Source organism: Corynebacterium rouxii (genome assembly GCF_902702935.1).
Lineage (GTDB): Bacteria > Actinomycetota > Actinomycetes > Mycobacteriales > Mycobacteriaceae > Corynebacterium > Corynebacterium rouxii.
Genome location: NZ_LR738855.1, coordinates 524,984 through 539,708, shown reverse-complemented (window position 1 = coordinate 539,708; position 14,725 = coordinate 524,984). Strand labels below are relative to the sequence as shown.

General features: G+C 53.5%; 13 protein-coding genes. 2 read left to right on the top strand and 11 right to left on the bottom strand.

Going from position 1 to position 14,725, the window contains the following annotated elements; genetic code table 11:
• Positions 1–62: 62 nt before the first annotated feature.
• From glmM to eccCa, 7 genes are all read right to left on the bottom strand, one after another.
• The gene (gene glmM, locus CIP100161_RS02830) at positions 63–1,406 is read right to left on the bottom strand and encodes a phosphoglucosamine mutase (RefSeq protein WP_155871730.1); all 1,344 of its coding nucleotides are present in this window, start codon (positions 1,404–1,406) and stop codon (positions 63–65) included.
• 168 nt (positions 1,407–1,574) lie between these two features.
• Positions 1,575–2,108, bottom strand: a complete 534-nt coding sequence (gene rpsI, locus CIP100161_RS02825) for a 30S ribosomal protein S9 (RefSeq protein ID WP_082258301.1) — start codon at positions 2,106–2,108, stop codon at positions 1,575–1,577.
• On the bottom strand, positions 2,105–2,548 hold the full coding sequence (rplM, locus tag CIP100161_RS02820) for a 50S ribosomal protein L13 (protein ID WP_004566874.1): 444 nt from the start codon (positions 2,546–2,548) through the stop codon (positions 2,105–2,107). Before rplM ends, rpsI begins: the two co-directional genes overlap by 4 nt.
• Before the next feature lie 427 nt (positions 2,549–2,975).
• Positions 2,976–3,263, bottom strand: a complete 288-nt coding sequence (locus CIP100161_RS02815) for a WXG100 family type VII secretion target (RefSeq protein ID WP_004566873.1) — start codon at positions 3,261–3,263, stop codon at positions 2,976–2,978.
• Between the two features lie 45 nt (positions 3,264–3,308).
• The gene (locus tag CIP100161_RS02810) at positions 3,309–3,626 is read right to left on the bottom strand and encodes a WXG100 family type VII secretion target (protein ID WP_010934381.1); all 318 of its coding nucleotides are present in this window, start codon (positions 3,624–3,626) and stop codon (positions 3,309–3,311) included.
• Between the two features lie 203 nt (positions 3,627–3,829).
• Positions 3,830–4,819 carry a type VII secretion-associated protein gene (locus CIP100161_RS02805; RefSeq protein ID WP_155871728.1) on the bottom strand — a complete coding sequence of 330 codons (990 nt, stop codon included), beginning with the start codon at positions 4,817–4,819 and terminating at the stop codon, positions 3,830–3,832.
• Between the two features lie 62 nt (positions 4,820–4,881).
• Positions 4,882–8,367, bottom strand: coding sequence for a type VII secretion protein EccCa (eccCa, locus tag CIP100161_RS02800; RefSeq protein WP_155874507.1), 3,486 nt, complete (start codon positions 8,365–8,367; stop codon positions 4,882–4,884).
• Positions 8,368–8,676: 309 nt separating this feature from the next.
• Here eccCa and eccD point away from each other — a divergent pair, with 309 nt between their 5' ends.
• Both eccD and CIP100161_RS02785 read left to right on the top strand, forming a co-directional pair.
• Complete coding sequence (eccD, locus tag CIP100161_RS02790) at positions 8,677–10,092, top strand: type VII secretion integral membrane protein EccD (RefSeq protein WP_155871724.1); 1,416 nt, start codon at positions 8,677–8,679, stop codon at positions 10,090–10,092.
• A gap of 12 nt (positions 10,093–10,104) precedes the next feature.
• A complete protein-coding gene (locus CIP100161_RS02785; protein WP_155871721.1) occupies positions 10,105–11,250 on the top strand; it encodes a S8 family serine peptidase in 1,146 nt (381 codons plus the stop codon).
• On the opposite strand, the gene CIP100161_RS02780 is transcribed toward CIP100161_RS02785, so the two are convergent.
• The 4 genes from CIP100161_RS02780 to rplQ all read right to left on the bottom strand — a co-directional run bounded on the left by CIP100161_RS02780 (position 11,231) and on the right by rplQ (position 14,657).
• Positions 11,231–11,653 carry a TIGR02611 family protein gene (locus CIP100161_RS02780; RefSeq protein ID WP_155871719.1) on the bottom strand — a complete coding sequence of 141 codons (423 nt, stop codon included), beginning with the start codon at positions 11,651–11,653 and terminating at the stop codon, positions 11,231–11,233. The genes CIP100161_RS02785 and CIP100161_RS02780 overlap by 20 nt on opposite strands.
• Before the next feature lie 108 nt (positions 11,654–11,761).
• Positions 11,762–13,060: a type VII secretion protein EccB gene (gene eccB, locus CIP100161_RS02775; RefSeq protein WP_155871717.1), complete on the bottom strand. Its 1,299-nt coding sequence runs from the start codon at positions 13,058–13,060 to the stop codon at positions 11,762–11,764.
• A 141-nt stretch (positions 13,061–13,201) separates the two neighbouring features.
• Positions 13,202–14,068 (bottom strand): tRNA pseudouridine(38-40) synthase TruA, encoded by an 867-nt coding sequence (gene truA, locus CIP100161_RS02770; RefSeq protein WP_155871715.1) that lies wholly within the window; start codon positions 14,066–14,068, stop codon positions 13,202–13,204.
• Positions 14,069–14,183: 115 nt separating this feature from the next.
• Complete coding sequence (gene rplQ / locus CIP100161_RS02765) at positions 14,184–14,657, bottom strand: 50S ribosomal protein L17 (RefSeq protein ID WP_004566860.1); 474 nt, start codon at positions 14,655–14,657, stop codon at positions 14,184–14,186.
• Positions 14,658–14,725: the final 68 nt, after the last annotated feature.

Genomic DNA, 14,725 nt, shown 5'->3' with positions numbered 1-14,725 from the left:
CACAATGTTTGGACGTAATCAAGGAGGTCTACGGTTCCATACTCCCCTATTAGGGGGAGATATTAAATCTTAGCCACCACCGACGCTAGATCTGCAGCGATCCCACGAGCCGTCTCTTTACTTGGAGCCTCAACCATCACGCGGAACAATTCTTCGGTACCGGATGGACGCAGCAGTACACGACCGCCCTCCCCCAGCTCATCACTAGCGCGTTCCATCGCTGCAACGACATCAGGATGCGTTTGGATGATGGATTTATCCGAAACCGGAACATTGATCAGTACCTGAGGCAACACAGTCATCGCAGAGGCCAGTACCTTCAACGACAAACCAGTTTCTGCCATGCGCGACATGAGAGACAGACCTGTCAACGTGCCGTCACCGGTCGTACCGTGGTCTGGCAGCACAATGTGACCAGATTGCTCACCACCGAGGCTAAAGCCACCAGCGTTGAGTTCTTCAAGAACATAGCGGTCACCCACTTTTGTAGTGCGCAATTCAATGCCGGCTTCTTTCATAGCCAACCGCAGGCCAAGGTTGCTCATCACAGTAGCTACCAGCGTGGACTTGTGCAGCTCACCGTTTTCTTTCATAGCAAGGGCCAAGATCGCCATGATTTGGTCGCCATCAACCACGTTGCCTTCAGCATCTACCGCCAGGCAGCGATCCGCGTCGCCATCATGAGCAAGTCCCAGATCAGCACCATGCTCGAGCACGGCGACTTGTACCTGGTCGATATGCGTTGAGCCGCAAGAATCGTTGATGTTGTACGCATTGGGGTGGTTGTGGATTGGAATAACCTTGGCGCCGGCGGCAGCATAGGCCAGCGGGGCAACCTCACTAGCTGCACCATTAGCACAGTCCACCACTACGGTAATGCCCTCGAGGCTGCGCGGTACCGCACCTTTGAGGTGCTTGAGATACGTTTCTTGGGCATCGACGGCCTCTTCGATTACACGGCCAATGCCATGTCCGGTGGGGCCACCGTCTGGAATGGTTTCCATGACCTTCTCGATCTCATCCTCGACCGAGTCGGGTAGCTTGTGACCGCCTTTAGAAAAGAATTTGATCCCGTTGTCTGGCATGGGGTTGTGGCTCGCAGAGATCACCACGCCCATATCAGCACCATAGAAATCTGTCAGGTAAGCCACTGCAGGTGTGGGCAGCACGCCAACGCGTAAAACGTCTACGCCACGGCTTGCCATGCCTGCGGACAGTGCGGCGGCCAGCATTTCGCCGGATACGCGGGGGTCGCGGCCCACTACGGCAACCGGACGACGACTCGTGCTCCTGTTATCTTTGGTCAACACTTCCGCTGCTGCCGCACCTAATTTCAGAGCGAGCAACGCGGTCAATTTCCGGTTGGCCAAACCACGAACACCATCAGTACCAAAAAGTCGAGTCATGCCTTCCATTATGCATGTCCGAAGTTCTAAACCTTATACTCCCCGCGCAGGCATGCTTATCGACGCTTCCCAGCACTGTCTTGGATCATCTCCTGTACGTTCTTGCATGGCGAAAGCCGCCCCACCAGCATTGTGGTGAAGCGGCTTGCCTGTACATAAAGCGATAAATTAACGCTTGGAGTACTGAGGTGCACGACGTGCCTTGTGCAGACCTGCCTTCTTGCGCTCGACTGCACGAGCGTCTCGGGTCAGGAAGCCAGCCTTCTTCAGGGCTGCGCGATCTGCTGGGTTGTACACGTTGAGTGCACGAGCGATAGCGAGGCGGAATGCGCCGGCCTGACCGGTTGGGCCACCACCGGTCAGCGTTGCCTGAATATCGAACTGACCATCGCGGTCGATCAGGGCGAGAGGAGCCTTGATGAGCTGCTGGTGCAGCTTGTTAGGGAAGTACTCCTCAAGAGTACGGCCGTTGCAGGTGAACTGGCCGGAGCCTTCAACCATGCGAACACGCACAATAGCGCGCTTACGGCGACCAACGGTCTGGATTGGACCTTCGTGCAGAACTGGAGCTGCGGTCTCAACCTCAGCCTCAGATGCAACGACGTCACCAATGGTGTTGGTGAACTCTTCGGTAGCTGCAGCTGCAGCAGCGATGTCAGCTGCGTCTGCTTCGAAGTTCTCGGTTACGTTCTGATCACTCACTGGGCCACCTGCTTGAACTCGTAGGTCTCTGGCTTCTGAGCAGCGTATGGGTGCTCAGAACCTGCGAACACGTGCAGCTTCTTCACAGAAGCGCGGGAAAGACGGTTGTGTGGCATCATGCCACGAATCGACTCCTCAACCACGCGCTCTGGGTGAACCTCAAGGGAACGACCCAAGGTCATGGTCTTCAGACCACCTGGGTAGCCAGAGTGGCGGTAGCGCATCTCACGCTCGCGCTTGTTGGAGGAAACGTGAACCTTGTCAGCATTGATCACGATAACGTGATCGCCGCAGTCAACGTTCGGTGCAAACTGAGGCTTGCCCTTGCCGCGCAACAAGTCAGCTGCGTGGGTAGCAAGACGACCCAGAACCACGTCAGTGGCGTCGATGACGTACCACTTGCGGGTGATGTCACCGCTCTTTGGGTGGTAAGTAGACACTGATGACTCCTTTTAAGTCTGTCTAGAACTGCCAGCCAGGCGATACCCGAAGAAGATGCATGAACGGCGGCCGGTGGTGACCCGATCATGTCTGACTGCTTTTCAAAGAAAGCCTTCAAGCACACAGACCGCCAACTTTACGGCACTACCCTGCATTTTCACAAGTAGTTGTGCAAAAATCTTTTAAAAATTTTTCAAAAAAAATGCCCGCACCGTTAAGCCCAATATAACGATGCGGGCAATGAGCATCGGCGCAATCAATTCATTGCGCGATTCCCCCCACTATGGGTGTCTACAACCTGTGCCCCGTCGATACGCAAGTGCCCACCGCATTTTCTCGTGTCGGTGTGTCTGCCTTATATATTCTGTCGGTTCCGTGAATACTTCGACGAGGTTGCCTGGTTGTCTACGCACAAAATGCGTGAAGTTAGCTCCACGAAGCAGCGGCCATACGGTTCACCTCACTCATGCGATCATTGCCTTGACGAACAGTGTTGGAAATCGTAGACAAGATGGTGTTGAGTTCCGCAGCGGAGCTGTCCCACTGTTGTTGTGCCTCGTTATAGGCTTGCGCTGATTCGCCTTCCCATGCTGCTGCCATGGGGCGGATGTGTGCTTTGAGATCTTCTAGCAGGGAGTTGATACGACCGGACGTGGATTGGATGTCCGATGCGGCTGCTTCGATTTCACCAAAGCCGTATTTAATCTTTTCCATTGATGTTCTCCTTGAAGTGGATGTAATGAGTGTTCGATCGGCTATTTACAGCGCGAGCCCTTGGCCGCCTACTGCAGAGAATGCGGATTGGTTATCTGCTTCAACGTTTTCAAACGAGGTGGCGTTGCCACGAATGTTGTCCGAGATGGACTGCAGGGCATCTTGAAGCCCCTTGGCGGAGGCATCCCACCGCTGCATCAGGTTGTCAAAACTTACTTGTGCGGTACCTTCCCAAGACGCGCGAACTCCGTCCACGATGGAGCGCAGTCGAGATAGTTCCGCGCTTACTTCCTGGTTTGTGTCGTCAACGCGGTGAGCGGTATTGCGCATGACGTCTGCTTCGGTCTTAAAACCTTGAGACATGTGTCCCTCCCTAAAATGTGTGTCCGATCGTGATGCCGCATGCAGCTGTAGCGCCAGCGGCATCGTCGGATCCCCCAACGATTGAAGTGACAAAACCTTTTGGCCCCGTCACTAAGTTTTGACGTAATGACGACCCTCGGTGGTTCCGTGTTTTCCAAAACTTTTTCTCATCACTGTGCTACTACCCCCATTTCTCCCCCTGATCACTGCTTAATATTCACTGTTTCAGCGGCCTTCCGGCACGCTGCTTTATGCGCGACTTTTTGCGCAGCCTTACTATGACACCCCACGGAAAACAGGTGCTTATTTTCTACCCACGCCCACCATGCGATCGTAGAACCATCGTCTGGGGTTTCCTGATACGCCAGCACCGGAACATTTTTAGCCAATCGGTCTTCACGTAGAGAGAGCACAGGATCAAGGTCAATAGTGTTGCGTATTTCTTGATGAATCAACGGTGGGTCTGCGGCATCAATAGGTTCAGCTGAAAGCAAAATTCTAAGCTCGGGGTCTGGCCCTGTAGCTACCACGGTACTGGGATCGTTTGGTTTTAACGCCAGTACGTATCCCCGTGGCAATGTCACACGGATTCGTTCGTGTTCAGCGATCATGTCACCTGCAAGATGGATAGGCGCAGAGGTCGTCGCCGATGCTACTGCCTGTTCAGACGCCTTCGAATCTCCTATCGCAACCTTGGTATCATCGCTGTTCAAAGCCGCATCTGTTGACCACCATGCCACTGCCCCCACTATGCAGATCACCAACGCCATCGCAATATAGAGCGGCTCAATGCGCCTCGATATTTTCTGATGTCGTCCCCGGCGCGTTTGTTCTTGTGCGTTTAATGCTCGGCGTAAGGCACTAATGGGTTCGGTGATGTCCTCGGTGTGGTCAGCGGTGTTGTTTTCTTTTTTGTGTTGTTCTTTCCTGCGGCGAATGCGAACGCCGTGATCACTAAGTGGTTGTTCCAGAAGTTCGATGATGCTTGGTTGTGCGTCGATTTCAATGACACAGTTGGGCCACGATGGGTTCAGTAGTTCTCGTATCTGATCGACGACTGCATCTGTTGCCCAGCCTTCAGTAATACCGTGTCCTGGGAGGTCATAGCGATAAACTGTTGTGGGACCTTCGTAGATTGTGGCGGTATCTAAAACTGTCAGCGTGAGGTCTGTTGGTGTTCGTTGGTACGGCACGTTATTTCCCCCTTTTTTCCCCTGTTGCCCTCTAGTTTGATGAGTACAGCTGCTTTTATGCTTTAGCTGGTTATTTCTGGGATGTTTTGCGCAATATGGCATTGTCCTTGGTTGCTGCCACGTATCACGGCGATGGCGCGTCCTGGTATGAGGCGTTGTGGCCGGATTCCGAATAGTGGTCCATCGTCACGTTCGCCGTCCATGACGAGCACTATGGGTGATTGGTCTTTAATTGCCGAGTAAAACGACTGGTAGAGTGCCCGCTGGCTGCCACCAATTTTTCGAGCGGCAACGATATGTAGACCTATGTCTCTTGAGTGCGGGATGAGTTCGACTAATCGGTGCCATAGTGGCTCTGGGACTAAGTCTGCATCGTCGATGACAAGAAAGATGTCTGGGCCAGTCCACCATGAGCGTTGTTTGAGTTGTTCGGGTGTGATTTCAGGTCCTGGGAGTCGGCTTTCAAGAGTGATCACGGTGCTTGCCAAGGTTTGTTCGGTAGCGGTGGTACTCGCGGAGTATGCGGCAAGCATGGTGGGGTCGATGGTTCCTAAGTGTGCTCGTCTATGGTCAATGACCACGCATCGAGCTACTTCGGGGCCACGTTCGCAGATACCGGCCAAAATAGTTGCCACGGTTGTGCTTTTGCCGCAGCCTTGTGATCCAAAAATAAGCAGGTGGTTACTAGTTTTTGTATCCCATGTAAAGGTTGATAAATCGCGTCCGTGAATTCCTAGTCGTATTCCGGTTGTGTATTCTTTTTCGCTTAACGACGCTAATTCGTGTAATTCCACAGCGGTCGGCAGGAGTTTAAGCTGCGGTACCTGTGGTTGGTTGCTGCATAGTTGCGCCACATGTGCGATGTCTTGGTTGCTGCTGCGTGCCAGCATCATGTGTTCTTTGGTTGGTGTCAATCCAACACCTGGGCGTGTGGGTAGTTTGCTTTGGGCTTTTCTATCGATGAGGGAATCGAGGGCCTCACCGAGTTTAAGTTCAAGGCGTTGGGTGATGAGGTCCCTGATCGCTGGCCGCAGGGTAGTCCACCGTGGAGTAGTGATGATCAGATGGATGTTGGCTGCTAATCCATCTGCAGCAATACGATTAAAAGATTCCACTAGGTGTTCGTGTTCTTGTGCAACAATGTGCCAGCCATCGATGATGAAAAACGTGTGGCGTTGCTCGGGATGATCGATGAGGTGCAAGATGTCATCCACCATGCGCCCAAGTTTTTCGGATTCGTGACGCGATGCAATCCCTGCTACGTGTGGCAATGCTTGAAGTTGCGCTAGGCCTTGCCCTGAGAGATCAGCTATATAGAACCTCACGGTATCGGTGTGGTTTCCCGCAGCGAGTGCAGTAACGATCGTGCGCAATGCTGCTGTTTTTCCTGTTTGAGGTCCACCGCATATGGCTGCATGCCCATTATGTCCTTCAAAGCTCATCGCTAATGGGTCTTGGCGTTGCCGGTATGGGCGATCAATTAAGCCGACATGTGCAGTTAACTGTCTCGGCTTTGCCGCTGGTACTTCAGATATTTCGAGTGTGTTGGGAAGCGGTGGAAGCCAGATTTTATGGGCGTTGAGTCCAAGTTCTGTTGCTCGCTGTTGGGCGGCGGTAACCACTGCGTCGACAAGCGTGGGTGACGGCATCGAGGGTGCATCGTTGGTGATAGATTCTGTGTCGCTGTGTTCGTCTTCCCACCCGTTCCAAGGTCGCACTGTAGCGCTCCCAGTGGCGCTGATGCCGCGGGCTTGTTTCATGGGTCCAGAAACATATGACGCGCGAAACTTCACAATCGTATCGGCTCCAGTTTTGATAAATCCGGTACCTGGCTGATTAGGGATTTCGTAGGCATCGGGAATTCCTAACACCTGCCGAGATTCTGCCGCAGAAAATGTTTTCAAACCGATCCGGTAACTTAAGTGCGAATCGAGGCCGCGCAATCGGCCTTCTTCTAATCGCTGGCTAGCAAGCAACAAGTGAATATGCAGTGATCGCCCTAGGCGGCCCACGGCAACAAAAAGATCCGCAAAATCTGGATGCTGACCTAGCAACTCGGAAAACTCGTCAAGGACGATAAATAGCGCAGGAATCGGGTCGTGCCCTATCTGCCCCTGCGAACTAGCCTGATTAAACTCCCCCACGTTGATAAAATTACCGGCTTGTCGCAGCAACTCTTGGCGCCTATTCATCTCTCCTGAAATCGCATCATGCATGCGTTCCACCAACACTGCCTCGTCTTCGAGGTTAGTAATCACCGCCGATGTATGAGGAAGTGCATCAAGACCCAAAAACGTGGCCCCACCTTTGAAATCCACTAACACGAAATTCACACTTTGTGGGCTATGCGTTGCTGCCATCGCCACCACAAGTGTCCTGAGTAGCTCAGATTTTCCGCTACCTGTCGCTCCTACACATAGCCCATGTGGCCCCACACCACCGTGGGCGGATTCCTTGATGTCAAGCATCATCGCAGTACCAGCATCGGTTAGCCCTAATGGAACTGTTAGTCGCTGCGCGCCGCGTTCCTCCCAACGCACAGAGACAGTATCTGGGGTAGGAATTCCCAGTCCCAACAAGAATCTCAAGTCTGAGGTGGTAGCCACTTGGTGCTGCGGCCGAATTTTCCCAGTAAGACTTCGGGCAAAATGCTCCGCAGCCACCTGACTCAACGTATCTGACTTGCCGAGTATTTCCCGCCCCGACTCCGTTACTGCTACAAGATTAGTACCAGCATCTAGTTGAAAACCAGACTCCCGCATGATGATCATAAAGTCGCTGCGCTGGGGCGCATCCGAATCAGGTTCGCCCAGAATAATCACTGTGGTAGCGCTGGACTGGAGAATCTGCGTGATCAACTCATCATGTTGCTCAGGATGCGCCACGGTGAAATCCACTATGAGCACTTCGAATCGCGCCGACTGTGGATCTTTGGTGTGTGGTAGCCACTTCCACCATCCAGGCTGATCCGCACCAGTAGTGGCAACTGTAATCCCCACGCATTCAGGGCCGTGGTGAAAGCATAACTGGGCGATAATTGCTCGCACTAAGTCGTGTGCACGATCCCCTGTCACCATCACAAAGGCAAACGCTTGCAACTGCACACTGATTGGCACATCGTGCACAGTTCGCACCGCGCGAATCGTGGATCTCAAACTCACGGCACATACCGGATCAAGGTCCTCAGGTGCTCCAGGATTTTTCATTTCAATAGGTGTGCATAGCAAGGTGGGGCCCACGCCAATACGCACTTCTAATGCGTCGGAGTCTTGTGATTGGCGTTCCCATAACCGGAGGGTTTCTACCCATTGCACGAGATGATGCGGTGGCGGGTTGCGATAGCACTGATGTTGTCGCTGCTGCTCCCCATATTGCAACGCAGTATCGCGTAAGGCGATCAAATGTCGCAGGTAGACTCGACGCATTTCGTTGACGTCTTCCCCCTGTGTTGGCGACATCATCATCAAAAGCGACATTCCCATCATCAGCGGGAAAACCAACATCATGGGGTTAGGGGATCCACCAGAGATCACCATAAGTCCAACCATGGCGATGACCACGGTAATCATGATGACTGGCATCAGTATTCGCAACAACGACACCGGCTCCGGTTTGATCGCATCGGGAACTTTTTCTGGTGTCAGTGACCCCTGTGGTAGCGGTGGCGCCGGCTCGCGTTCCGCCAAGCTAATTGGTGGTATTTCCTGCCATGACGATGTCGCTGTTGTACTCAACGTATTCCCCCTTGTGCCCCGTGTTCGTCTCCCCCAATTCCCCCTTGAGGCTAGACATGTTCTGAATTATAGGTCATGATAGGTCTAGATCGGTAGGGGGTACCGACATTTGAGGGGGTAAATGTGCAATCCATGCTTCACGACGTCCGACTGCGGTTCCAGATAGACGCATCCAATGGCGGTCACGATTCGCTGGCTGAGGTAGATATTTCTGTTCCATCGCAGTCGACATTTTCCGAGATCGTCCCCGAAGTTTTGGGCTTAGCCCAACAAGTTTCCGAACAGCCACTCACTGATCCGGAAGCTCCTGTGTGGCAGGTGATCAGCCCAGCTGGCTTACCTTACGACATGTACGCGCCAGTACATACACTTCAGTTGTCGCACGGCAGTAGTATGATTATCCGTCCTCATAGACCGCAGGCAGCCCCTGTAATTCGTGATTCCGCAGAGGCACTTGCACATTGTGGTCGCAGCAACGCTGCAGCCCGTGGCACCACCGAATGTGCTGCAATGGCTGGTGCGCTAGTAATCGTGTTGCTGGGGCTTCGGCTCCCCGTGGAATCAGTGCCGTTATCAGCGCGCTGTGGTGCTATCACAGCACTACTTAGTATCGCTTTTGTGATCACCACGCGCCCTTTGCTCTTGATTCCTTGGTTGCTGGCCACGTGGTCCAGCGTGTTCTTCTTTTTGCTCGGCGATTCCTTCATCGCTGTATCGCACGCTACTTCGGTGAGCATTGTTCATACGGTGCTAGCAGCGGGAACAGTTGCTCTTGTTGCATTAGCGGGAATCATGGTAGCCGCGCGGGTAGCACTCTGGCCGTTAGCTCATTGGTTAAGCGGCATTGTTACCGTCGTGGTGTGTTTTTTCGCGAGTGCCCCTGCTGGGTGGCTGCATCGCGATCGCGAGTTTGATGTGCACGGTTGGTTTAATGGAGCCGCTTCTGGTGTCATTCTTTGTGCGGTAGCGGTCATTGTTGCTGGCCCGTCGCTTGCTTTACGCGTTTCTGCTATGCCTATCCCGAGGTTGCCTAATACCGGCCAAGATCTCACGGTCAGCGACAAGGTCGAATCCCCTTCGGACATGACGTTTAAGGCGCAAAAAGCCAGTGCGATTTTTCAAGGAATGTATGTAGGTTCTGCTCTCTCATTAGCTTTTGCGATGGCGTATCTTGCGGTCAGTCCCTCTGTTTCTGGTTATTGCGTAGCACTGTGCTCATTTGCCGCGGTTGTGTGTGTTTTCCATGCTCATCGTTGCCCTGATGCTTATAGCACGTGGGCATTGTGGGCGGTTGGAATGATCGGAATGATCGCCGCTACCAATGGGGCGCTTGATGTGTTTGCGTGGCCGTGGATCGTGGCGAGTGTCCTAGCTGCAGGCAGCACGATTAGCGCTCCGGTTTGGGCACATAAGTTAAGCAGTGTTGCGCCAACTACTACCCAATGGCTTCATCGTGTGGAATCGTTGGCAGTTGCTGCGATTGTTCCGCTAGCTACACATCTCATGGGTATTTTCTCATTGATTCGCGGGTTGGGTTAGGGCGATAGTCGGATGAAGACCATAGGAATTATTGCAATTGGCTTCGCTGCAGCGTGGTGTTGTGCGTTACCTGAATCAGTCAGCGCACAACAACGCTGTGCCATCAGCGCACCACTATCGGGCGAACAGCAACCCGTATCAGATCAATGGCAGGTTCTTTCTGAACTGCATCGTATTGCTACTGGTCGTGGGGTCACTGTTGCGGTTATCGACACAGGCATCTCACCACATCCACGTCTACCAAGGCTTATCGACGGCGGTAGCTATCTAAGTGGCAGTTATACCCCCACGGGAGGTCTGCACGATTGTGATGCTCATGGCACAGTCGTAGCCAGTGTTATTGCTAGTCAGCCTGGCCCCGACCCAGTCTTAGGTGTTGCTCCGGAATCCCAACTCATTTCCATTCAGCAAACCAGCAATACTGTAGCTTCAGGCACTGTGGCTTCTTTGGCTCATGCGATACATACCGCCATCGATCAGCATGCTCAGATCATTAATATTTCCGTTGTCTCCTGTGTTGCTAGCGATCATGTAGTTGATGATGCTGTACTCGTTGAGGCCCTCCGGCGCGCAGAAGAATCGGGCACTGTGGTGGTATCTGCAGCGGGCAATGCCACCGGTAGCACAGATGATTGCGTTCATGGTGCTCGTGTTTTTCCGGCACACTACCCCACTGTGTTAACGGTCGGTGCCTTAAAGGATCCATATCATTTCGCGGATTACTCTATGCCCTCGCCATTCCCATTAGTCAGTGCGTTAGGTTATGTTCCCGCTGCTCTAGCTCACGACCATCCTGGTATCGCCGGAGGCACTCTCAACCACCGCAGCGTGTATCCCTTCCAAGGAACCAGTTTTGCAGCCCCCTATGTTTCAGGTGTTGCTGCATTGATAAAGCAGCGTTTTCCCGCTGAAAGCCCAGAGCACATTCGGCAAAGAATTTTGATGAGCTCAGATCCCACTGTAGGAAAAATCAATCCAGTCCATGCACTCACGATGGAATTTCCTGCGCCTCGCACGCATCACCAGGTAAAGATCAAGCCGTTGCACCGTCAAAAATTCATCCGTGAGCATGCTGTTGAAGTGATTTTTTGGGGACTCGTCGTTGTGATTCTTACTGAGGTCATCCAGCATAAACGTGCTAAGAAAAAACGGGAGTAAAGATGGGATCCAAGATCCCTAGCATGCCGCATTTCCACATTACGATGGCAATGCCACCACCGACGATCCAACAGGCGGCAATAGTTGCAGCGATGAGGCTGCAGCGCACACGAGTCGACTGCACGTGATACCAGCTGAAAAATCTGTCATAGAGCCGCACTCCCCAAGCAAGAAGGTTGCTGGCCCAATGCAGCTCTAGTGACAAAATAGCGATACCAATAAAAACCGTAAGCCAGCCAGGCCCTGGGAGCGGGATGGTGATAATGCCAACGACAACAACGATCCAACCTAAAGCAAGAACAAGAGGCCGAACAATAAAGCCGTATCGGGTGTGTTTAAGGTTCTCGTGGTGTCGATTCAGCCGTTCGAGATGGTCTGCTACAGAATCACGCATGGAACTCATGGTTGCTGCTAAGTTCCTTTCCGCGTTAGGTGCCAATCACATATACATGCAGTGGCTGGTTTGATAACAATTGGATAACCAATTGGTCCTCCCTACTTATACACCACGCTAGTACAGTGGCGCGAGCGCTGCCTCAGCTGTCAATGCGCTGCCTTCCGGAAGCAATCCCACAACTTCCCACGGTACTCGGTAGAATTCCTTAAACCCTAGAATATGGGCATTTTCTTGTGCCATCAGTGTATGGCGTTGCCCATGCTCAGAAACAACATGCCATCCGCTACCGGTATCCACTGCTTGAGACATGCCTGTGCCTGCATAATGCGTAGCCGGCGAATCGCCAGAAAGCTCTACCGCAAGGTTCTCTGTGTCTTTATCCCGTTGAAAAACTTTGCGATCCCACCGAGGTTGAGCCTCGTGATCGTCTTGCCATACAAATCCAATGCACAAAGGTGGAAGTGTTGCCTCCTCAAAAATGTATTTCCGCTCGGGAAGCCGCAGCGGCTCCTGTAAATCGGGTAGGTCGTTGATCACCGCTGCTGGTACGTGGCTAGCGCGCCATCCGAGATCATTGAGGATGGCTAAATGCAGGTCAGAAAGCTCTACTACGTGGGCATTGATGTTGAGCCATGAACTTTTACCGTTGTGCAGAATCTCTGATTCTGGGGCCGGAAGCGCAATGGGTGGCCCTTCTGGTATCAGCGATAATACTTCCGCAGGTGGCCGCCACCGCACTGTTGATTCTGTCATCCCAATGCGTCTGCGGATACTACGTCCTTCTGGCGAATCCGTTGGCGGCAGCAGGTAGCGTGTCGAATCCACAATGAGGTATTCCACAAACGGTGTTGCCGCGACAAGTGCAGTATTGTCCGCTACTGCAGGGAAATCCCGCTGGGTTGGATCATGTACTTGCGCTACTTCCACAGTGTCGTCCCAGTGACACACATGCCATGCGGGTTGCTCTTGGGATTTCTCTGGGACAATCCGTGGCGCATCGGGAATGCCGATAGGCACCCCAATGTGTTCACGGGCCAGTACAGAATCGGATGCTTTTACCGGTTGGGCGGGCTCGCCGGCAACCAGTCGTGCGGAGGCAAGATTTGCTACGGGGTGAATCTGCTGGTCTACGCGTACAAAAAGGTCGCCACTGTCGCTGCGCATGATCGGTGCTTCACCAGGGTCGGCGGCGGGACTAAATACAGCTAGTGCACCTGATCCCACGCCTAACAACACCGCAGCACTCAGCCCAAAAAGCAGGCCTCTGCGTAGTTTTGCAATAGGATCGTGCAGCATGCGAACGTCGCCAAGCAAAAGGCCCAGTTCGGCGCGTCGTTGGAGAAATTTGTGCCCTGAAACTTGCGCTTTGCTTGCTGGACTAATACTACGTGCTGGGCGTTGATTATTTGTCACTGCGGACTACGTCTCCTTATTCAACACATTCTGATTTGCTCGGTCGCGCTGCGATGAGCAAGGAGATAGCCGATGTGTGAACTTCCCCCCATGTGTTTAGACGTAATCAACACCTAGGAAGGTTCCCAGATAACGCAATTTTTATGGGGAAGGCAATTCGTCGTGGGTCCGATAGGCACGTGCTTGCTCAGCACGCGCACCTAATTGATCGTCGCTGGGGTAATCCACGCCGACAAGGCTGAGGCCGCAGGCTGCCGCAACGGGGATAGATGACGAACGTTTTGTTTCTCCGAGGAGCCCTTCGGTAAAACCATCAGGTCGTTTGCCCTCCCCCACCACGAGGCAAGCTCCTACGAGGGAGCGCACCATGGACCAACAGAAGGCGTCGGCGGTGACGTGGGCTTCGTATAGTTGGGGTTCTTGTGGGGTGGATACGTCATGCCAGCTGAATTCTTGCAGGTCCCGGATGGTGCTAGCGCCCTCGCGATACTTGCAAAACGCTGCGAAGTCATGCATGCCGATCAATGCGTCGGCGGCGGCCTGCATTGCAGAAATATCGACGCTGCGTGGCCAGTGGGCGGTGTCGCGTGCGCGGGTCGGCAGTGCCCCTCTTGGGTGGGTGCTCACGCGGTAGATGTAATGCCGGCGTAGTGCTGAGAATCGGGCGTCGAATTCTGCTGGCACGAAGCTCAGGTTATGGATTCGGACGTCTTCTGGTAGAAGTCGCGCTAATCGACGCACCAACCGGTTGGGGTCGCCTGCAATACTGCGGGTTTCTAGGGCTGCTGGGTCGACGTCGAAGTGTGCTACTTGTCCGGTGGCGTGTACTCCTGCGTCGGTGCGTCCTGCGACGGTGAGGTCGATGGGTCGTTGGAGGACGAGCTTAAGGGTGTCTTCTATTATTTTTTGTACGGTGCGTAGATCTGAGTCACCTTGTCGCGCCCAGCCGTGGAAGTCGGTGCCGTCGTAGGCGAGGTCGAGGCGGATGCGTACCGTGCCGTTAGTCATAGCGTTTAATGCTAGCAGCAACGAAAAACCGCACCACGTGTCCCTCGCGTGCGGGGGATTTGTGTGGTGCGGTTTGTAGGCTATGGGGCGCATTTGGTGCGCTCCATAAGAGAATTTACTTCTCTTCCGCCTCGTCAGCAGCTGGTGCTTCTGCTTCTACAGCTTCTGCAGGCTCTTCAGCCTTCTTGGAAGCAGCAGCGCGTGCGGCACGGGTAGCTTCTGCGGAGACAGTCTCCTCGAGAACGAGGGAGATCTGGCTCATTGGAGCGTTGTCGCCCTTGCGGTTCTCCAGCTTGATGATGCGGGTGTAGCCACCCTCACGGTTTTCAAACTTTGGAGCCAGCTCGTTGAAGAGCTTTGCGACGATCTCTTTGTTGGTGATGAACTTAGCAACGTTGCGACGATCTGCAACGGAGCCGCCCTTAGCCTTGGTGATCAGCTTTTCTACGTATGGGCGCAGAAGCTTTGCCTTGGCGTCGGTGGTCTTGATTGCCTCGTGCTCGATCAGCTGAGAAGCGAGGTTAGCCAGAATCTTCTTCTGGTGGCTCGCGGAACCGCCGAGACGGGCGCCCTTCTTAGGGGTAGGCATGGTGTACTCCTCGTATACAGGTTTATTGAGCGCTAGACCAGCAATTGTGAGGGTGCCACTGTGCTGGT

What these genes read in the sequence shown, in the direction of transcription:
- truA (WP_155871715.1), bottom strand. Translation starts at nt 14,068, where the DNA reads ATGACTAACGGCACGGTACGCATCCGCCTCGACCTCGCCTACGACGGC.
- glmM (WP_155871730.1), bottom strand. Translation starts at nt 1,406, where the DNA reads ATGACTCGACTTTTTGGTACTGATGGTGTTCGTGGTTTGGCCAACCGG.
- CIP100161_RS02780 (WP_155871719.1), bottom strand. Translation starts at nt 11,653, where the DNA reads ATGAGTTCCATGCGTGATTCTGTAGCAGACCATCTCGAACGGCTGAAT.
- CIP100161_RS02785 (WP_155871721.1), top strand. Translation starts at nt 10,105, where the DNA reads ATGAAGACCATAGGAATTATTGCAATTGGCTTCGCTGCAGCGTGGTGT.
- rplQ (WP_004566860.1), bottom strand. Translation starts at nt 14,657, where the DNA reads ATGCCTACCCCTAAGAAGGGCGCCCGTCTCGGCGGTTCCGCGAGCCAC.
- eccCa (WP_155874507.1), bottom strand. Translation starts at nt 8,367, where the DNA reads ATGGTTGGACTTATGGTGATCTCTGGTGGATCCCCTAACCCCATGATG.
- CIP100161_RS02815 (WP_004566873.1), bottom strand. Translation starts at nt 3,263, where the DNA reads ATGGAAAAGATTAAATACGGCTTTGGTGAAATCGAAGCAGCCGCATCG.
- CIP100161_RS02810 (WP_010934381.1), bottom strand. Translation starts at nt 3,626, where the DNA reads ATGTCTCAAGGTTTTAAGACCGAAGCAGACGTCATGCGCAATACCGCT.